Here is an 18,096-nt window from a genome sequence, read left to right on the forward strand (position 1 = left end):
ATGTTCGGGGCTGGGAATGTCGGATGGGGCGCGCCGACCACTACAGGGGGAATGATGGACGAATCCAATCATTGGTATGGGCACTCCCGCATACTCGGCAGGTATTGCGGGCTGCAGGACGAGACGCCGAAGCGAATTCAAGGCTTCCTCCAGCATGGATGGAACTATCTCCATGGATTTCCCCCGAACGACCACTGGTGCAGTCCTGGATATCCCCGTTTCATCTGGTCTGACGTGCTGCGACGCCGAGGCTGGTCGATGGGCCGCAGAGGACACTACCTCATCGGCGCCCCCTGGATTTACCTCCTTTACCTGGAGCCCGAGCTGGGCGTGACGGCCGAGCGCAAGGGTACGATCTGGTATCCCTTTCACGGCTGGGAGAAGCATTCCGTCAAGGGTGACCACGCACGCCTCGCCGACGAAATCCGAAATGTCGAGACGGGTCCGGTCACGGTTTGTCTTTATTGGCTGGAATTCGCGAATCCGGACATTCGGCAGGCGTACGAATCGAGAGGATTTCGGGTCATCTGCCATGGCGACCGCGGATCCCGCTGGGAGAGCAAGGGACGCGACTTCCTGCGCAAGCAGCTGGTCCAGCTCCGGCGCCATCGCAGGGTGGCCTCCAACAGGCTCGGCAGCGCGGTGTTCTACGGCGCCTCGGTGGGGTGCGAGGTGGCTGTATACGGGGACCCGATGCAGTTCGAGGACGAGCGTCCCGAATACGGCGGCACGGCGCGCCGCCTGCGGCTCTGGCCGGAGCTGCACGGCACGCGCGTCGATCCCGAGCTGGCGGCCGAGGTGGCGCGGCGGGAGCTGGGATTCGAGTATCAGGCGACACCGGAGGAGCTACGGCGAATGTTCGGATGGAAGCGGGCCGCGCGGCGGATGGCGACCGAGCCGCCTCACGGAGTGAGGTCATGAACACCCGCATGAACGAGGCACCCGAGACCGTCCGGTTGATCGGCGGAGAAATGCTGCTGTGGTCCGACATGTCCAACGTGGGTGGCATCACGGACTGGCGGTGGGCGGCACTGGAGCTGATCAGCCGGATGGTCCCGGTGAGCGGCAGAGTGCTGCTCGTCGGCCCGCATCCGCAGGTGGTGGTCGACGAGGTGGTCGCGCGCGCCCCTGCGGCGGCCGTGCTGCTGCGCTCCTACCCTGACGCCTGTGCGCTCGGCGAACGCCATCCGGGGCTGGCGGTCTTCTGCGGGCGGCTGGAGGTGTTCGCCGCGGACGAGCCGTACGATCTGGTGCTGGCGCTCGACGGGCTCTTGCGTACGCACTCCGCGGAGGCGCCGGCGGCGGCCTGGATCGAGTCGCTCGACGCGCTGGCCGCGCTCGTCGCCCCCGGCGGGCGGCTGGTGCTCGGCGTACGCAACGACCTGGGCGTCGACCGCTTCATCGAGGCCAGGACCGCCGACCGGGAAGGTGCCGACGACCAGTGGGCCCCGCACGGTTTCGACCCCAGCTATCCCAGCGGCCCTGGGGTCTTGGACGCGGGGCTGGAGTCCGTGGGACTGACCGTCCAGCGGTGCTACGCGGCGTATCCGGGCCGACAGTCGCCGCGGGCGTTGCTCGCCCGCGAGGCGCTGGCCTTCGACCTGCCCGACGCGCTCACGTTCCCGCTGAGCGCCCTCGACGGTGACCGGATGCTGGTGACCGACCCGTTGCGGCTGACGCGTCTGGTGTTCCGGCACCGCCTGGGTGAGGAACTGGCCCCGCTCTGGCTGACCGTGGCCTCCCGCCGACCGGCCGGCGCCCCCGCCGTCGTGGCACCTCCGGACTGCGAGGCCGAGGCGGCGTGGCCGGATGGCGGTCCGTGTGAGGTGGCGTGGCCGGAGGGGGGTCCGTGTGAGGCGGGGGAGCCGGCGCCGGTCCCCGATGGCGAGGTGGCGGAGCCGCGACGGGTCCGCGAAGAGCTGCCGTTGGGGCTGATCGAGGAGGGCTCAGTCGTCTACGAGCTCACCCGTGCCGGACTCAAACAGCTCCCCGACGGCACCGTACGCCCGATCCCGACCGGCAGGGTGGTCGAGGAGATCCTCGTCGAGGCGTGCGCCCGCGAGGACGTGAAGACCGTACGTGAGCTGCTCGCCGACCTGGCCACCTGGCTGGAGGCGGGCGGCGACGTCACGGCGGCCACCGACAGCCTGGTGTACGACGGTGAGCGGTTCGCCGCCACCAACCCGGCACCGCCCCCGTCCACGGCGCCAGAACCCCGCGTCGTCCTGTGCCGGATCCTGTGGCGGTTCGCGGTCAGGCTGCTGGCCGCCGGTCACCACCATCCGTGGCCGTGGCCGCTGGAGGCGGACCAGCTCACGCTGACCCTGTGCGGCATGGCCGACCGCCCCTGCGACGCAGGCGACCTCGACCTGGCCAGAAAGCTCGACGCCGAGCTGGGCCAGGATGCCGAGCCGGCCGAGCAGGCACCCACCTACCGCGACCTGCTCGGCGCCCGCGACCGCCTGGCCGACCAGCTCACCGCCGCCCTGGCGCGCATCTCGCGCCTGGAGACCAAGCTCTCCTACCGCGAACGCGAGCTGGTCAGGGCCAAAGCCAAGCTGAGAAGGACCCAGCGCAAGGCCACCGCCTACCGCAGGACGCTCGGATACCGGCTCTCACGCCGCCTGGCCCGCCCACGCAGGGTCGCCCGCAAGGTCATCCGCATGCTGTCCGGCTGAAGACCCGAAAAGGGCTGAGGAACCTGAAAGAAGGAGAGCTTGTGCCGGTTCTTTCGGTGATCGTCCCGTTCTACAACGTCGAAAAGTACATCGGACCCTGCCTGGACTCCATCGCCGCCCAGACGCTGGACGACCTGGAGGTGATCTGCGTGGACGACGGCAGCGACGACGGCGGCCCGGCCGTCGTCGAGTCCAGGCAGGCCGAGGACCGCCGGATCACCCTCATCAGACAGGACAACCGGGGCGTGGGCCGGGCCCGCAACGTCGGCATACGCCAGGCGAAGGGCCGCTATCTCGCCTTCGTGGACGGCGACGACACCGTGCCCCCGGACGCGTTCAGGCGCCTGGTGTCCTCGCTCGAATCCACCGGCTCCGACCTGGCCTGCGGAAACGTCATGCGTCTCTACAGGAACCTGCTGATCCCGTCGTGGGCGCACAAGAAGGCGTTCGCCAGGCCCATCAAAGGCACCCACATCACCCGCCACCCGCTGCTGATCCGCGACCGCATGCTGTGGAACAAGGTCTACCGCCGTACCTTCTGGGACGACCTCGGCCTGAGCTTCCCCGAGCGCATGTACGAGGACCAGCCCGTCGCCATGGCCGCCCACGTGGGGGCCGGTTCGGTGGACGTGCTGGCCAGGATCGTCTACCACTGGCGGCAGCGGGACGAGCCGGGCTCCTCGATCACCCAGCGCAGCCTGGAGCCGGACAACCTGCGTGACCGCCTGCTGTCGGTGCTGGAGACCGCCGGCCTGCTCAGCCGCCGGGCGCCGCGCCTCAAGCCGGACTTCGATCGCGACACGCTCGACATCGACATGAGCGTGGCGGTGGAGGCCATGGCCGCCATGGGCGCGTCAGCGGATCCTGAGCTGCTCGACCTGATCGTCCGCTATCTCGACGGCGTGTCGCGCGAGGCGTGGCAGAGCATCCCGTTCGCGCACCGGCTCCAGGTCCACCTGCTGCACCAGCGTCGCCTGGACGAGCTGGCCGACGTGGCCGCCCAGGCCCGCGACGGGCGGCTGCGGCCCCGGGTCAGCCCGGCCGGGCTGTTGCGCAGGTCCTGGCGCGGCAGGCATCCATGGATGCCGGGACATCTGTCGGATGTCTCGGCCGAGCTGGGCCTGCTGGCCTGGCTGGTTCGCCTCGACTGGCGCGACGGCGTGCTCAGCGGCGCGGGCCGGGTGGCCCTCGAGGGGTTCGACGCCGGCGAGCTGCGCCGCGTGCGCGTACGCGTCTGGCTGCAGGAACGCAGGACCGGCGAGACCGTACCGCTGTCGGAGGGGGACGCCACGCCGAGCTGGGAGAGCGTCGAGCAGGAGGAAGGCGTGACGGTGCCCGAGCACGCGTTCCCGTTCGAGTTCACCTTCGACCCGGCCGCGTTGTCGCCCGCCCAGCTCGCCCGGCGCGGCCACTGGGACCTGCGCGTCCAGCTCAGGGGCCAAGGGCTGCGGCTCGACGGCAAGGTGCGGGGGCCGCGGTGGCTGCCGCCCCTGATCCCGGCGCCGCGCCGCAGGTCGGGTGTGTGGCTGGTGCCGGTACGCAACGCCAAAGGTACGTGGGGCCTGCGGCTGCGCCGGGCGGAGGCGATCATCGGGAAGTGCCGGGTGGACGGCGGCGACCTGGTGTTCTCGGGAGAGATGGCTGACGTCGGCGACGGCGAGCCGGTGCTCAGGCTGAGACGCAGGAGCGACGGCGAGGAGATGTATTTCCCGGTGACGCTGGCGGGCAAGGACTTCCACGCGCGGGTGCCGCTGGCCGGCATCGACGAGGGCGTCGGCGACGAGTCGTTGTGGGAGGTCGTCATCGACCAGGGCAAACCGCTCCGCCCGCTGGCGCGGACCAGGGAGCGTCCCGTCGCGACCGTCGCCGACCGGCGCTTCCTCATCGACCGGTGCGAGGAAGGCGGCCTGCTGCTCGCCGAACTCTGACGGTCAGTCCATGATCTGCGCCAGCGTCTCCACGACCCGGTCCTGCTGGGCGTCGGTGAGGTCGGCGAACAGCGGCAGCGACAGCTCCTCGGCGTAGTAGGCCTCCGCGCGCGGGCAGAGCCCACGCCGGTAGCCGAGGTCCTCGAACACCGGATGCCAGTACGCCGGCAGGTAGTTGACCTGCACGCCGATGCCCGCGGCCCGCATGCGTTCGTAGACCTCGCGCCGGCGTCCGTCGCGGATCCGCAGCGGATAGAGGTGCCAGCTCGGCGACGCGTACGCCCGCTGTGCGGGAAGAGTCAGCCCCGGCACGTCGCGCAGCAGCGCGTTGTAGCGGGCGACCAGCGCGGATCTGCGCTCGCGGAAGCGGGTCAGGCGCCGCAGCTGGCTGATGCCGAGCGCGCAGAGCACGTCGGGCAGCCGGTAGTTGAGCCCGAACTCGTGCACCTCCTGATGCCACTCGCCCTCGTCCGGCGCCCGCTGCTCGGCGGGGTCCCTGACCAGGCCGTGGTTCCTGAAGCGGGCGGCCCGCGCGTGCCGCTCGGGGTCGGCCGCCGCGACCGCGCCGCCCTCCGCGGTCGTGACGGTCTTGGTCGGGAAGAACGAGAACGTCGTGAGGTCCGCCAGCGCCCCCACGGGCCGATGTTTGTACGCCGCCCCGATGGAATGCGCCGCGTCGCCCACCAGCACCGCCCCGGTCCGGTCGGTGACCGCCCGGAGCTCGTCGTAGTCGGCGGGATGGCCCGCGTAGTCCACTGCCGTGACCGCCCGCGTCCGGGCGGTGACCAGCGAGGCGACGGCGTCGGGGTCGAGGTTGCCGGTGTCGGGCTGCACGTCGGCGAAGACCACCCGCGCGCCGAGCAGCGCCGCGGTGGAAGCCGTGGCCACGAACGTCAGCGGCGACGTGACCACCTCATCACCCGCCCGCACCCCGGCCGCCATGTAGGCGACGTGCAGCGCGGCCGTGCCCGACGTGACCGCCACGCACGGCACCCCGCCCGTCCAGCGGGCCAGCTCCGCCTCGAACGCGGCCACCGCCGGACCGGTGGTCAGCCAGTCGCCGCGCAGCACCTCGGCCACCGCCTCGACGTCGGACTCGGTGATCGACTGCCGCCCGTAGGGCAGCATCAGCCGGCCACCATGCCGCGCAGGTCGTCCACGGTCAGCCACTCGTCGTTGGTGTCGGAGCGGTAGGCGAAGCCCTCGGGCAGCAGCTCGCCGCTCTGCGGCGGCACGTAGCCCCAGGTCGCGATCGTGGGCTGGACCACGAAGCGGTCGGGCAGCCGCAGCGTCCTGCGGCTGTCGTCCGGGGCGATCATCTCCTCGTGCAGTTTCTCGCCCGGCCGGACGCCGATCTCGTAGATCGGGCTGTCCGGCGCCAGCGCCTCGGCCAGGTCGGTGAGCCGCATGCTGGGGATGCGCGGCACGTAGAGCTCGCCGCCCTGCATGAACTCGAACGACTCCACCACGAACCTGACCGCCTGGTCGAGAGTGATCCAGAACCTCGTCATGCGCTTGTCGGTGATCGGCAGGCTGCCGCCCTGCTCGGCCAGCTTCTGGAACAGCGGGACCACCGAGCCTCTGCTGCCCACGACGTTGCCGTAGCGGACCACGGCGAAGCGGGTCTCGTGCCCGGCGGCGTAGTGGTTGGCCGACACGAACAGCTTGTCCGCGACCAGCTTCGTGGCGCCGTAGAGGTTGATCGGGCTCGAGGCCTTGTCGGTGGAGAGCGCGACGACCTTGCGCACGCCGCAGTCGATGGCCGCCTCGACGACGTTCTGCGATCCGGCGACATTGGTGCGCACGTATTCGAACGGGTTGTATTCGGCCGTGTCGACCTGCTTGAGCGCCGCCGCGTGGACGACATGGTCGATGCCGCGCATGGCGCGGGTCAGCCGGTCGCGGTCCCTGACGTCGCCGATGAACCAGCGCAGCCGCTCGTCGTCGCCGAAGAGCTGGCGGATCTCGTACTGTTTCAGCTCGTCGCGGGAGAAGACCGCCAGGCGCCGCACCCCGAGGGTGTCGAGCGCGTGGCGGATGAACGCCTTGCCGAAGGACCCCGTGCCTCCGGTAATCAGAATGGACGATCCACTGAGAATGCTCACGTGGCCCCCTGAAATCGCGTACCGGGGCGGTAGCATAGCGCGATCGTGCGATGACGTACGGTCACTCGGGGGAATGGGGCTTCGGTGCGTATTGTCGGAATTGTTCAGGCGCGCATGGGCTCCACGCGCCTGCCCGGGAAGGTGTTGCGGGAGCTGGGTGGACGGTCGGTGCTGGGGTGGGTGGTCCGGGCCGTACGCGAGTCGCACGCGCTCGACGACCTCGTGGTGGCCACCACGACGGAGGCGGCCGACGACGCGGTGGTCGCCGAGTGCCGGCGGCTGGACGTGGCCTGGCATCGGGGGCCGGTCGACGACGTGCTGGCGCGGTTCATGCAGGTGCTGGAGGGCCGGGCGGGGGAGGCGGTGATGCGGTTCACGGCGGACTGCCCGCTGCTGGACCCCACCGTGATCAGGGAGGCGGCGCTGGTCTATCGTGCCGTCCCCGGGCTCGACTACCTGAGCACGAGCCTGGCGCGTACGCTGCCGCGCGGGCTGGACGTGGAGATCGTGAGCCGCTCGGCGCTGGAGTGGGCGGACCGGGAGGCCACGTCGTTCCACCGGGCCCACGTGACCTCCTACGTCTACGAGCATCCGGGGGACGCGCGGCTGCTCGGGCTCGCATACCGGCCGGTCGCCGCCGACCTGCGGGTCACGCTCGACACCGAGGACGACTGGCGGCTGATCTCCCGGGTGGTGGACGCTCTGGGGGACGGATGCGTGCCGGCCAGGAGGCTGGTGAGCTGGCTGCAGGCCCGGCCCGAGGTGTGCGGGCTGAACGCGCACGTCCAGCAGAAGGCGCTCCAGGACGCGTGACCGGGAGCTCTGGTCGCCGGGTGGGCTTCCGCTGCGACGCCGGGGTCCGTGGCGGGGTCGGCCATCTGGTGCGCTGCGTGGCGCTGGCCGAGGAGCTGTGCGCTCGGGGGGTTCACGTGGTCTTCCTCGGCGAGGTGCGCGGCTCGGAGTGGGCGCGGGCGCAGCTTCGCGAGCGCGGGTTGCCGCTGGTGGCCGCGCCCCGGACGCCGGCCCGCCTGGCGGCGCTGGCCCGCGAGCTGCGGCTGGACGCGGTGGTGCTCGACTCCTACGAGCTGCCCGCGGAGACGGGAGCGGTGCTCAGGGGCGCGGGACTGACGGTGCTCGCCATCGTCGACGGCGATCCGCTGGGCCAGGAGGCCGACCTCTACCTCGACCAGAACCTCGGCGCCGAGCACCGCCCCTTCCCCCGGCTCCCGGCCGCACAATCCGGGCGGCGGCTGGCCGGGGCGCGTTACGTGCTCCTGCGCGACAGCGTGCGGGGGCGTGCACGGTCGCCGCGACGAGCCGGTGCGGTGCCGCGCGTCCTGTGCTTCTTCGGTGGCACCGACAGCGCCGGCGTCGCCCCCGCCTGGGCGGAGGCGCTCCACGCGACCGGGGTGCCGTTCCAGGGCACGGTCGTCAGCCCCACGCCCTTCCCCGCGAGCGACCAGATCACCGTCATCCCGCCGACGGACCGGTTGCCCGAGCTCATGGCCGCGGCCGACCTCGTGGTCACCGCCGCGGGCTCGGCCATCTGGGAGCTGCTCCATCTCGGCGTGCCCACGGCGCTGAGCTGGGTGGCGGACAACCAGCTCATCGGCTACCGGGAACTCGTGGACAGGGGAGCCGCGGCCGGGCTCGGGGGCACGCCCGACGCGGCGGCCGTCGGCGTGCTGGCCCGCCTGCTGGAAGACCCCGCCGCCCGCGAGGAACACGGCCGGCGGGGCCGCGGCCTGGTGGACGGCAAAGGCAGGGAACGCGTCGCCGCCGCACTGATGGCCCTCTCCTAGATCAGGTCCCAGGTCAGCGGGGTGCCCATGGGCACGTCGCGGGTGAAGCGGCGGTTCATCACCTCCCGTGCCGCATCGGGAGGCAGTCCGCCGGAAGGCCGGATCGACCGTACGTTCTCCCCGGTCACCGGCTCACCGGCGCGCACGTCGCGCACCACGTACAGCGATCGCCGGAACCGCAGCCCCTCGCGCTCGGACGCGCGCGGCCCGATCACCGCGCTTCCCAGCGACTGCCAGGCCCGCTCGCTCTCCACCACCAGCGCCGCCAGCTCGGCGGGCTCCAGCGAGAACGCCGCGTCCACTCCGCCGTCGGCCCGGGACGCGGTTACGTGCTTCTCGATCAGGCAGGCCCCCAGCGCCACCGCGGCCAGCGGGACCCCGAGCCCGGGCGTGTGGTCGGAGACGCCGACGACCTCCCCCGTGAGCGCGGCCAGCAGCGGCAGCGCCCGCAGGTTGCTCTCGGCGGGAGAGGCCGGGTAGGACGCCGTGCAGGACAGCACGGCGAGCTGGGTGCAGCCGGCCTCGCGGGCAGCGGTCACCGCGGCGTGGATCTCGCCGGCCGAGGCCATCCCCGTGGAGATGATCAGCGGCTTGCCCGTGCCGGCCGCCAGCCTGATCAGCGGCAGGTCCACGATCTCCGACGAGGCGATCTTGTACGCCGGCACGTCCAGCTTCTCCAGCAGCTCAACGGCCGTGGGGTCGAACGGCGAGGAGAACGCGACGAGCCCGCGCGAGCGCGCCCGCTCGAAGATCGGCTCGTGCCACTCCCACGGCGTGTGGGCGCGTTCGAACAGCCGGTAAAGGCTCTCGCCGCCCCACAACGCGTGCCCGTCGCCGACGCGGAACGCGGGCGCGTCGACGTCGATGGTCAACGTGTCGGCCCGGTAGGTCTGCAGCTTCAGCGCGTGCGCCCCGCTGTCGGCCACCGCGTCCACGATGGCCAGCGCCCGTTCCAGGCTGCCGTTGTGGTTGCCGGACAGCTCGGCGACCACGAACGGCGGATGCGCGGGCCCGATCGCCCGCCCCGCGATGGAGATCATGTCTCGTCCTTCCTGAGCTCGATGGCCACGACGTCGCGTGGCACCCCGTCCACGTCGCGCTGGTAGGCGCCCACCTCGACGAACCCGAACCGCCTGTGCAGCGACCTGACCGGCGCGTTGCCGGCCAGCACTTCCCCGCGGAGCGTGGTCAGCCCGAGCGGCCCGAAGGCGTGCTCGATCGCCGCCCGCTCCAGGCCGATCCACGCCCGCAGCAGCGTCCCCGACCGTTCCAGCCCGTCGAGGTCCAGGTAGAAGCCCCAGCAGGCGCTCCCCGGCGCCAGGGCCGCGTACGTCACGACGCCCGCGGCGGTCCCCTCGTGGTCGTAGATCAGCACCCGCTTGCCCGCGTCCGCGCACGTGGCCGCCCACCAGCGGGCATGCTCGTCCTCGCCGATCTCGTGCGTGGTGAAGCTGGCCGCGCGCACCCGCGGATGGTTCCGCCATCGGCGCATGGCGGGCAGATCGTCGTCCCGGACTTGTCTCAGCACCGCCCCTCCTACTGTCTGTGCTCGACTCATTGCCCAACGTAGCGGATCGGCATCCGGTAAAGAGCTCGTCAGGGACGGACATCGGATGCCGCCCCCGAGGCATGCTGCCGTTGATCCCCATTCCGACAGCCAAGGAGCACATCGGCATGATCCCCCTGCTCAGCGTCGTCGTTCCCGTCTACAACGTGGAGCCGTACATCACGGAGTGCCTCAAATCGCTGGCCGCCCAGACGCTGGACGACATCGAGGTCGTCCTGGTCGACGACGGCTCGTGCGACGGCAGCCGTCAGGTGGCCGAGGACTTCGCCGCGCGCGACCGCCGCTTCATCGTGATCGAGCAGCGCAACCAAGGCCCCGGTCCGGCCCGCAACGCGGGAATCCAGCAGGCCAGGGGCGCCTATCTGGCCTTCGCCGACGCCGACGACGTCGTGCCGCCGCAGGCGTACGAGCGGCTTCTCGCCACGCTGGCCGAGACCGGCTCCGACCTGGCGTGCGGCGCGGTGCGCAGGCTCGTGGACGGCGAGCTGGAGGAGTCGATCCTGCACGAGAAGGTGTTCAGGCGGCCGGTGCTGTGCACCCATATCACCGACAAACAGGTGCTCATCAGGGACCGCACGGTCTGGAACAAGGTCTACCGGCGCGACTTCTGGGAGCGCAACGGGCTGGAGTTCCCGGCGGGCATCTACGAGGACGTGCCGGTCGCGATGCAGGCGCACGTGCTGGCCACCAGCGTGGACATGGTGGGCGACGTGGTCTACCACTGGCGCAGGCGCGACGACGAGGGGGAGACGTCGATCACGCAGCGCCGGGCGGAGCCGGACAACCTGCACGAGCGGCTGACCGCCATTCGCGCGGTCCGCGCCTTCCTCGACGAGCGGGCGCCCGAGTTGCGCGACGGCTTCGACGCGCTGGTGCTGGAGAAGGACTTCGTCTTCCTGTTCCAGGCGCTGGAGACGAGCGAGGAGCCGGAGCAGCTGCTCGACCTGGCCCGCTCCTGGGTGGCCGAGCTGGGCCAGAAGACGTTGGAGGACGCGCCCTCGCTGCGCCGCCTGGAGCTGCACCTGCTCAGCCGCGGCCTGGTGGCGGAGCTGCGCAAGATTCGCCAGTTCCGGCGCTCCTGCGTGGACGGCACCCGCATCGTGCCGCGCGGCTGGCGTACCACGGGCTGGTATGGCGACTACCCCTTCTTCCGCAACTGGCGGCTCAAGATTCCGGACGAGATCTTCGAGGCCACGAACGAGATCAAATTGATCGCCAGGGTCGAGGAGTGCGAGTGGACCGGCGCCGAATACCGGGTCCGCGGTCACGTGGCCATGCACCGCGTCGATCGCCGGGTCGGCCGGCTGGACCTGTGGCTCTGCAGCGGCCGCCGCCGGATCCCCCTGGAGGTACGGCGCCGCGGCCGCCACGGGTTCGAGACCGTGATCGACCCCGGGCAGCTCGACGGCGGCGGGCCGAGCTGGCGGCTGCAAGTGCGGGTCGAGACACGCGGACTCGTGCTCAAGGGCTGGTTCAGAGATGGCGAGGCCAATTCCACGTGGCGGTTTTCAGTGCCGGGTTGGTCAAGAACCGGCATGGACATCACCCAGTAGTTCCAGACAGTAATCGCTGGGGCGCGAAGGGTGTTCATGCTGGTCTCCATGAGGACCTATTCGCTCGATGACGTCTACGAGACACGCAAGCGGAGAGACTCCTGGTGGACCGTGTATTTCGTGGACCCGGTCGCCTGCCGGGTCGCCCTTCCCGTCGCCAATCACACCCAGCTGACGCCCAACGGCCTCACCGTGCTCTCGCTGGTCCTCGGCGTGGTGTCGGCCGCGTGTTTCGCGGCGAACCAGCTCGCGGCGGGCGCGCTGGTCTTCTATCTCAGCTTCATGATCGACTGCGTGGACGGCAAAATAGCCAGGCTCAAGGGCACGGGGACGCCCTTCGGCCTCTGGCTCGACTACGTGGGGGACCGCGTCAGGGTGGTCCTGTGTGCCGGGGGGCTGGCATACGGGCAGTACGCCCTGACCGGAGATGTGAGCTACGTCCTCCTCGGCGCGGCGGTGGCCGTGCTCGACCTGTTCAGGTACGTCAACGCGCCGCAAATGAAGCGGGTGCGCGAGGCCGTCCGGGAGGAGCGGCAGGAGCCGGCGCCCGACGGCCGGCCGGAGCTCGTGGAGCCGGCGCCCGGCGACGGGCCGGAGTTCGTGGAGCCGGATCCGCTGGAGCGCCTGCCGCTGGAGCGGGTGCCGCGGCAGCGCACCTTCTCCAGGCGCCTCAACCGGTTCCTGGCCCGGCACCGGGTCCGCTCGCACCTGATCAGCGGCATCGAGTTCCACGCCGCGGTGTTCGTGGTCGCGCCGCTCGCGGGGCCCTGGGCACTGATCCCGCTCGCGGCGGCGGCCGGGGTCCTGCTGCTCGTCAACGAGATCTTCCTTGTCTACCGGATGTGGCGCTTCACGCGCAGGCACGCCGTGGCCTCCTCTCGGGAGAGCCGAGAGCACGTTCTCGTCTAAGTTTTCGGGGGTTAGTACGAAATGTCCGACCGGCCAGTCTTTGTCATCGGATGTCCGCGCTCCGGCACCACGATGCTCCAGCTCATGCTCCACTCGCACCCGCGCATGGCGGTGCCGCCCGAGACGCGCTTCCTCGTTCCCGCTTATTACCGCCGCCGCTCGTGGGGCGACCTGCGGGTCACCCACCGCCGCCGGGCCCTGGCGCAGTGGATCGCCACCGACCGCAGCACGAAGTTCCGCGAGCTCAAGATCGACAAGGACGAGTTCGTCCGGCAGGCCGTGGAGGGCCCCGGCTCGCTGGGCTCGGTGATCGGCACGGCCTTCCGCATGTACGCCGACCGCTTCGACAAGAGCCGCTGGGGCGACAAGCGGCCCAGCTACGTCAAGCAGGTGGACATGCTGCTCAGGCTGTTCCCCGACGCCCAGTTCATCCACCTGATCAGGGACGGCCGTGACTGCGTGTCCTCGCTGAAGGAGATGCCCTGGTACAACCTGGACTCCTTCCACGCCGTCTCCACCTGGGCCGAGGCCATCGACGCGGGCGGCCGGCTGCGGCGCACGCTGCCCGAGGACACGTACTACGAGCTGCGCTACGAGGACCTCACCGACGACCCGATGACCGAGCTGAAGAAGCTCTGCCACTTCCTGGAGGAGGACTTCTCCCCGGCGATGGTCTCCCCGCGCGAGGCGGCCAGCGTGGCGGTGCCGTCCCACAAGGTCTGGCACAGCAACACGCACGGCGAGGTCATCCGCACCCGCGTGGGGAGCTGGGCGAACCGGCTGGACGACTGGGAGATCGCGCTGTGTGAGCACATGCTCGGCGACCGCCTGGAGTCCATGGGGTACGAGCTGAGCGGCGCACCCAAGCCGTCCAAGGAGCACGTGCTGAAATGCCAGCGGACGATGCAGAAGCGCCGGGCCAGCCGCATGCGCAAGCACATGCGCGACCGCTTCAACCGGCTGCGCGAGCCGAGCCCGGTGGCCGCGATGCTGACCTCGCGCCAGCGCTCCCTGGCGGGCGTTCCGCGCCAGCGCACCGAGGTGACCGAACCGGCCGTCTAGCGCTCGATGTGGGCGAACAGCGACTCCCAGCGGTCCAGCACGTGGTCGAGGCGGAACGCCTCGGCCCGTGCCCGGGCTTCGGCTCCGAGGCGCCGCCGCTCCTCCAGCGAGCCGATGAGCCGGGCCAGCTCCGCCCCGAAGGCCCCCACATCGCCCGGCGGCACCAGCACGGAACCGGTGGACCGCACGCCGCCCGACACGTCGAACGCCACCGCCGGCACCCCGTGCGCGCCCGCCTCCAGCAGCACGATCGGCAGGCCCTCGTGCTCGCTGGTCAGCCCCAGCAGCGCGGCGTTCAGGTATTCGGCGGTCATCCGCGCGGCCGGCACCAGCCCCCTGAACACCACGCGGTCGCCGACGCCCTCCCCGGCCGCGTGCTCGCGCAGCCGATCCCGCTCGGCGCCGTCGCCGATCAGGTGCAGCTCCCACCACGGCGGCGCGCCCGACCGGGCGAACGCGCTGATCAGCCGGTCGAACCGCTTGACCCCCTCCAGCCGGCCCACGCCCAGCACCCGGGGCGAATCGAGCGTGGACACCTCGCCCGGCCAGGTGGCCAGCGGGTTCGGCAGCGTCCAGGCGTTGGGCAGCAGCGCGTGCTCGGAGAAGCGCCAGGCGTCGTCGTCGCTGAGGAAGACCGCCTGGTCGAGCTGGGGGTAGTGCCTCCGGATCGAGCCGAGGTGCCAGCAGCCGCGGGCGTGGTCGTACGAGCCGTGGTACTGCCCGATCGACCGGAAATCCGCAGGCAGCAGCCCCGACAGCCGGGCCACCACCGAGGGTGAGGTCAGGACCGCGTACCCCGGCCTGATCGCCCGGAGCAGCTCCCGCAGCTTCCGGTCGGCCCGCAGGCGGGCGATCCGGCCCGGCGAGTCCATGGGCGCCCGGCTGATCACGTGCCGGAAGTAGAGCGGCCGATCGACATACCGGAATGGCGCGGGGGAGCGGTGCAGCCCGATCACGTGCACCTCGTGCCCGCGCCCGGCCAGCCCCTGGGCGAGCGTGTGCGTCACCTGCTGGGTGCCGCCCAGTGTGTCGGCGTCCAGGCAGGCGAAGACCACGCTCACCGCACATCCCCAAAGAAATCGGCCACGATGCGGGCGGCCGCGTCCCCGCGCTCGTCGGCGCACCACAGCTCGCGGAAGGCGGTGTACCGGTCGGCGAAGGACGCGTGGACCTCGGGCAGCCTTCTGATCACGGCCACCAGTTCCGCGCTCGTCGTGACGCACGGACCGGGCGCGATGGCCGGCAGATCGTGGTGGACGCCGCGCTCCGACAGCCGGTAGTCGTCCCAGTCGTCGATGAAGAACACCATCGGCTTCCCCGTGATCGCGTAGTCGCACATCACCGATGAGTAGTCCGTCAGCAGCGCGTCCGAGGCCAGCATCAGGTCGTTGATCTCGGGATAGGACCCGGCCGGCCGGACGAAGTGCCTCAGGTGCTCGGGCGTGCTGTAGCGCTCGACCGGATGCGTACGCAGGACGACCACCCATTCGTCGGCCAGCTCGTCGGCCATCAGCTCCAGATCCACCCGTACGGACTGGCCGCTGCCCTTCACCCGATCGCGGTAAGTAGGCGCATAAAGCAGGATTTTTTGCCCCGACGAAATCTCCAGCCGCTTCCGCACATCTCCGGTCGCCTCGCCCCTGACCAGCGCGTCGCAGCGCGGCGTCCCGTACCGGTAGACCGTGCCCGTGTACCCGTTGGACGGCACGAAGATCCGCGAGAACTCCGCGCTCGGCGACACCAGCGCGTCCCACCGCGCCACCGCCGCCCGCCACTGGGCCCGCGGCCGGTCGAAGTCGGCCCGCAGGTCGGGCGCGTCGAATCCGATCGACTTGATGCCCTGCCCGTGCCAGGTCTGCAGATACCGGGTGCCGCGCGGCTTCGGATAGTCCAGCGGGAACCCGTGGCTGTCCACCCAGTACCCGGCCCGCGCCATCGTCCAGAGGTAGCGCCAGCTTCCCCGGCGGACGAGCCGCACGTCCGAGGGGAAGTCGCCGCGCCCCTTGGCCGCCGACCAGACCACCTCGATCGGCAGCGCGCGCCGCCGCAGCTCCTCGTAGACGGCCCGCGGGCTGCCGCCGTAGCTGTTGCCGACGTCGGACTCGAACAACGCCAGGTTCCCGCGCCGCGGCAAGACCTTGATCAGCACCTTGTACGCCCGCAGCTTGTTCCGCGGCGTGTTGAACCGGCGCAGCAGCGCTCGCCTCACCCGCCGCCACACCTCCTGCGGGCTGGGGTCGGGCCGCACGCACAGGTACGCGGCGTAGCCCTCGACCTGCAGCCGGCACCCCGGTAGCTCGATCGCCTCGGTATGCGGATCGGCGATGATCCGGTCGGTCGTGGTGTGCCCGTCGCTGGTCCTGGTGAAGCCGATGCGCGGATCGCACTTGCCGGAAGGCGTGAAGAGGAGGTGACTGACGTACCCGCCGTCGCCGGACGGCTCCGGGCTGATCGGGATCCTCTCGGCGCCGAGCTGCAGGAACGCCGTCCAGTCCGGCGGCAACGCGCCGAACGGATCGTACGTGCGCACGGTCATCCGCACCCGCTCGCCGTCCGAGGTGAGCTCCGACGCCTCGTGCCGCAGCCTGGAGGCCGAGAAGGGCAGCTCGGCGAGCCGCAGCCGGGTGATGTCCAGGCCCGGCGAGACCGAGGTCCCCCAGTACGTACGCCCGCCGCGCCGCACGGCGGCCCGCGGCGCGGCCCGTGGCCCGGTCAGCGAGCCCGCCGCGATCCGCAGGTCCTCGGCCCGGTCGTCGAGGATGAGCCGGCAGCAGACCCGCTCCAGCGGCTCCAGAGCGTCGAGCACCTCGGCCGGGATCTCCTCGAGATACGGCCGCACGACCGAGGCGAACTCCTTGACCCACACCAGATCCCGCGCGGGCAGCGGATTGAGGTAAACCCGCAGGTCCTGCAGCGGGAACCGGCGCTGCCGGTGCGGCACCAGATCCTCGGCCCCGTGCGCGCGCAGGACGCTGTCGCTCATCCTGGCCGCGATGACCCGCTGCCGCACGTTCTCCATGTCGCCGATGCTCAGCGAGATCGAGCCGTCCGTCCGTGCCCGGCGCCAGTGGTAGACCACCCATGGCACGACCGCAAACCTGCGCGACCTCGCGTACAACCCGGCCGCGAAGACGTGGTCCTCGTAGTGGATGTCCTCGGGGAAGCGCAGCCCCCACTCCCGCAGCCGGTCCACGGCGTAGAGCTTGTTGGTGCTGAAGCAGTCCAGGAACAGCTCCGGCTCCTCGCGGATCCCCTCGACCACCCGCCGCCGGGCGAACAGTGACGGATAGTACGGCTGCAGCCGCCCGTTCGACTCGAACAGCCGCGAGATCTGCCCCGACACGAAGTCGGCCCCGGTCCGCTCGATCTCGGTGAGCAGGCTCTTGCACGAGTGCCTGGGCAGCTCGTCGTCGCTGTCGAGGAACATGACGTACGGCGCCGCCACCGCGTCGATCCCGTCGTTCCTGGGCGCCCCGCAGCCCCCGCTGTTGGTCTCCCTGCGCAGGTAGCGGACCCGCGGATCGGCCTCCATCAGCCGGGCGGCCACCTCCGGCGTGCCGTCCGTGCTGGCGTCGTCCACGATGATCACCTCGAGGTCGCGCAGCGACTGGCGGAGCACGGAACGCACGGCCCTGGGCAGGCGGGCCGCGTCGTTGTACGAGATCACGACAACGGTGTAGTCCGGCATCCCAAGTCCCCCCGCTGGTGCAATGACGTGCGGGGCAACTTCCCCCAGCCAGGGGGAAGTGTCCGGACTTGAGTGAGTGTTTGCCGAAAAGTCAGCGCATAAGCCGTCGAATCACCCAGGCGATGACCAGCAGCGCCGCGACCACGCCCGCGATCGGCGCCAGCCGCTTCAGCACCGGCTGACCGGCGATCTCCAGCAGGTCAAGCGCCTCCTCGTCCGGCGTACGCGAGGTGCGCGTCGTGCCCGCCGGACGTACGTCCTGCTCCGGCGTGGGCACCGCGGCCAGGTGCCGCTCCTCCTCCAGCGGCGGTCCCTGCAGTTGGGCCGGGGCGGGCTCGACGGTGGACTCGGAGAGCAGCTCGGCGAGGTTGCCGGCGAACTTGTCGATCAGCTTCGCGCCGACCTCGGCCATCACGCCCCGCCCGAACTGCGCGGGCCGCCCGGTCACGTTGAACGTCGTCTCGACGAACACCGCCGTGGCCCCCTCTCGCGGCGCCATGCGGGCCTTGACCGTGGCCGAAGCCGTGCCGGTGCCCCTGGCCTCCTTGCCCGACGCCTGGATCGTGAGCGCGTGGGCGTCCTTGTCCACGTCGTCGAACCTGGCCGAGCCGCGATAGGTCACCGTGATCGGGCCGACCTTGACCTTCATCCTGCCGGTGAACTCGTCGCCCTCGAAAGTGTCAAGTGTCGCCCCGGGCAGGCACGGCGCGACCCGTTCGACATCGAGCAGCACCGCCCAGGCCTGCTCGATCGGAACTGGAACAGTGAACTCGTGCTCGAACCGCATCGCCATCGATCCGCTCC

15 protein-coding genes are annotated in these 18,096 nt (G+C 71.0%); 8 read left to right on the top strand and 7 right to left on the bottom strand.

What is annotated here, in order from left to right; genetic code table 11:
• The first annotated feature begins 234 nt into the window (after window positions 1–234).
• The 3 genes from ACTMTI_RS00625 to ACTMTI_RS00635 are packed head-to-tail and all read left to right on the top strand — an operon-like array spanning window position 235 to window position 4,606.
• Window positions 235–921 carry a hypothetical protein gene (locus ACTMTI_RS00625; RefSeq protein ID WP_441117454.1) on the top strand — a complete coding sequence of 229 codons (687 nt, stop codon included), beginning with the start codon at window positions 235–237 and terminating at the stop codon, window positions 919–921.
• On the top strand, window positions 918–2,678 hold the full coding sequence (locus tag ACTMTI_RS00630) for a hypothetical protein (RefSeq protein WP_441117455.1): 1,761 nt from the start codon (window positions 918–920) through the stop codon (window positions 2,676–2,678). The genes ACTMTI_RS00625 and ACTMTI_RS00630 overlap by 4 nt, the downstream gene beginning before the upstream one ends.
• Window positions 2,679–2,719: 41 nt before the next feature.
• Complete coding sequence (locus tag ACTMTI_RS00635; protein WP_441117456.1) at window positions 2,720–4,606, top strand: glycosyltransferase family 2 protein; 1,887 nt, start codon at window positions 2,720–2,722, stop codon at window positions 4,604–4,606.
• Between the two features lie 3 nt (window positions 4,607–4,609).
• Here the strand turns inward: ACTMTI_RS00635 and ACTMTI_RS00640 are convergent, their stop codons facing one another.
• Window positions 4,610–5,734, bottom strand: coding sequence for a DegT/DnrJ/EryC1/StrS family aminotransferase (locus ACTMTI_RS00640; RefSeq protein WP_441117458.1), 1,125 nt, complete (start codon window positions 5,732–5,734; stop codon window positions 4,610–4,612).
• Window positions 5,734–6,711 (bottom strand): UDP-N-acetylglucosamine 4,6-dehydratase (inverting), encoded by a 978-nt coding sequence (pseB, locus tag ACTMTI_RS00645; RefSeq protein WP_441117459.1) that lies wholly within the window; start codon window positions 6,709–6,711, stop codon window positions 5,734–5,736. Before pseB ends, ACTMTI_RS00640 begins: the two co-directional genes overlap by 1 nt.
• Window positions 6,712–6,795: 84 nt before the next feature.
• Between pseB and ACTMTI_RS00650 the strand changes: the two genes are divergently transcribed.
• Together ACTMTI_RS00650 and ACTMTI_RS00655 are read left to right on the top strand one after the other, a co-directional pair.
• Window positions 6,796–7,524: a cytidylyltransferase domain-containing protein gene (locus ACTMTI_RS00650; RefSeq protein WP_441117461.1), complete on the top strand. Its 729-nt coding sequence runs from the start codon at window positions 6,796–6,798 to the stop codon at window positions 7,522–7,524.
• Window positions 7,521–8,513: a PseG/SpsG family protein gene (locus ACTMTI_RS00655; protein ID WP_441117463.1), complete on the top strand. Its 993-nt coding sequence runs from the start codon at window positions 7,521–7,523 to the stop codon at window positions 8,511–8,513. Before ACTMTI_RS00650 ends, ACTMTI_RS00655 begins: the two co-directional genes overlap by 4 nt.
• Here the strand turns inward: ACTMTI_RS00655 and pseI are convergent.
• Together pseI and ACTMTI_RS00665 are read right to left on the bottom strand one after the other, a co-directional pair.
• A complete protein-coding gene (pseI, locus tag ACTMTI_RS00660; RefSeq protein WP_441117464.1) occupies window positions 8,510–9,553 on the bottom strand; it encodes a pseudaminic acid synthase in 1,044 nt (347 codons plus the stop codon). The genes ACTMTI_RS00655 and pseI overlap by 4 nt on opposite strands.
• On the bottom strand, window positions 9,550–10,041 hold the full coding sequence (locus tag ACTMTI_RS00665; protein WP_441117466.1) for a GNAT family N-acetyltransferase: 492 nt from the start codon (window positions 10,039–10,041) through the stop codon (window positions 9,550–9,552). Before ACTMTI_RS00665 ends, pseI begins: the two co-directional genes overlap by 4 nt.
• 146 nt (window positions 10,042–10,187) lie before the next feature.
• On the opposite strand from ACTMTI_RS00665, the gene ACTMTI_RS00670 reads away from it, so the two are divergent.
• Genes ACTMTI_RS00670 through ACTMTI_RS00680 form a run of 3 tightly spaced genes read left to right on the top strand, consistent with a single transcriptional unit; the run spans window position 10,188 to window position 13,604 of the window.
• On the top strand, window positions 10,188–11,633 hold the full coding sequence (locus tag ACTMTI_RS00670) for a glycosyltransferase family 2 protein (RefSeq protein WP_441117468.1): 1,446 nt from the start codon (window positions 10,188–10,190) through the stop codon (window positions 11,631–11,633).
• Window positions 11,634–11,681: 48 nt separating this feature from the next.
• The gene (locus tag ACTMTI_RS00675; RefSeq protein ID WP_441117470.1) at window positions 11,682–12,542 is read left to right on the top strand and encodes a CDP-alcohol phosphatidyltransferase family protein; all 861 of its coding nucleotides are present in this window, start codon (window positions 11,682–11,684) and stop codon (window positions 12,540–12,542) included.
• Between the two features lie 21 nt (window positions 12,543–12,563).
• Window positions 12,564–13,604 (top strand): sulfotransferase family protein, encoded by a 1,041-nt coding sequence (locus ACTMTI_RS00680; RefSeq protein WP_441117472.1) that lies wholly within the window; start codon window positions 12,564–12,566, stop codon window positions 13,602–13,604.
• On the opposite strand, the gene ACTMTI_RS00685 is transcribed toward ACTMTI_RS00680, so the two are convergent.
• The 3 genes from ACTMTI_RS00685 to ACTMTI_RS00695 form a co-directional block, all read right to left on the bottom strand.
• The gene (locus tag ACTMTI_RS00685; RefSeq protein WP_441117473.1) at window positions 13,601–14,665 is read right to left on the bottom strand and encodes a glycosyltransferase; all 1,065 of its coding nucleotides are present in this window, start codon (window positions 14,663–14,665) and stop codon (window positions 13,601–13,603) included. The two genes, ACTMTI_RS00680 and ACTMTI_RS00685, sit on opposite strands and share 4 nt — an antisense overlap.
• Entirely contained in the window at window positions 14,662–17,292 is a 2,631-nt protein-coding gene (locus ACTMTI_RS00690; RefSeq protein WP_441117475.1) for a bifunctional glycosyltransferase/CDP-glycerol:glycerophosphate glycerophosphotransferase, read from the bottom strand. The genes ACTMTI_RS00685 and ACTMTI_RS00690 overlap by 4 nt, the downstream gene beginning before the upstream one ends.
• Window positions 17,293–17,383: 91 nt before the next feature.
• Entirely contained in the window at window positions 17,384–18,085 is a 702-nt protein-coding gene (locus ACTMTI_RS00695) for an SRPBCC family protein (RefSeq protein ID WP_441117476.1), read from the bottom strand.
• Between the last annotated feature and the right edge of the window lie 11 nt (window positions 18,086–18,096).

The organism is Nonomuraea sp. H19, assembly GCF_052068215.1.
In the GTDB taxonomy this organism is placed as follows: domain Bacteria; phylum Actinomycetota; class Actinomycetes; order Streptosporangiales; family Streptosporangiaceae; genus Nonomuraea.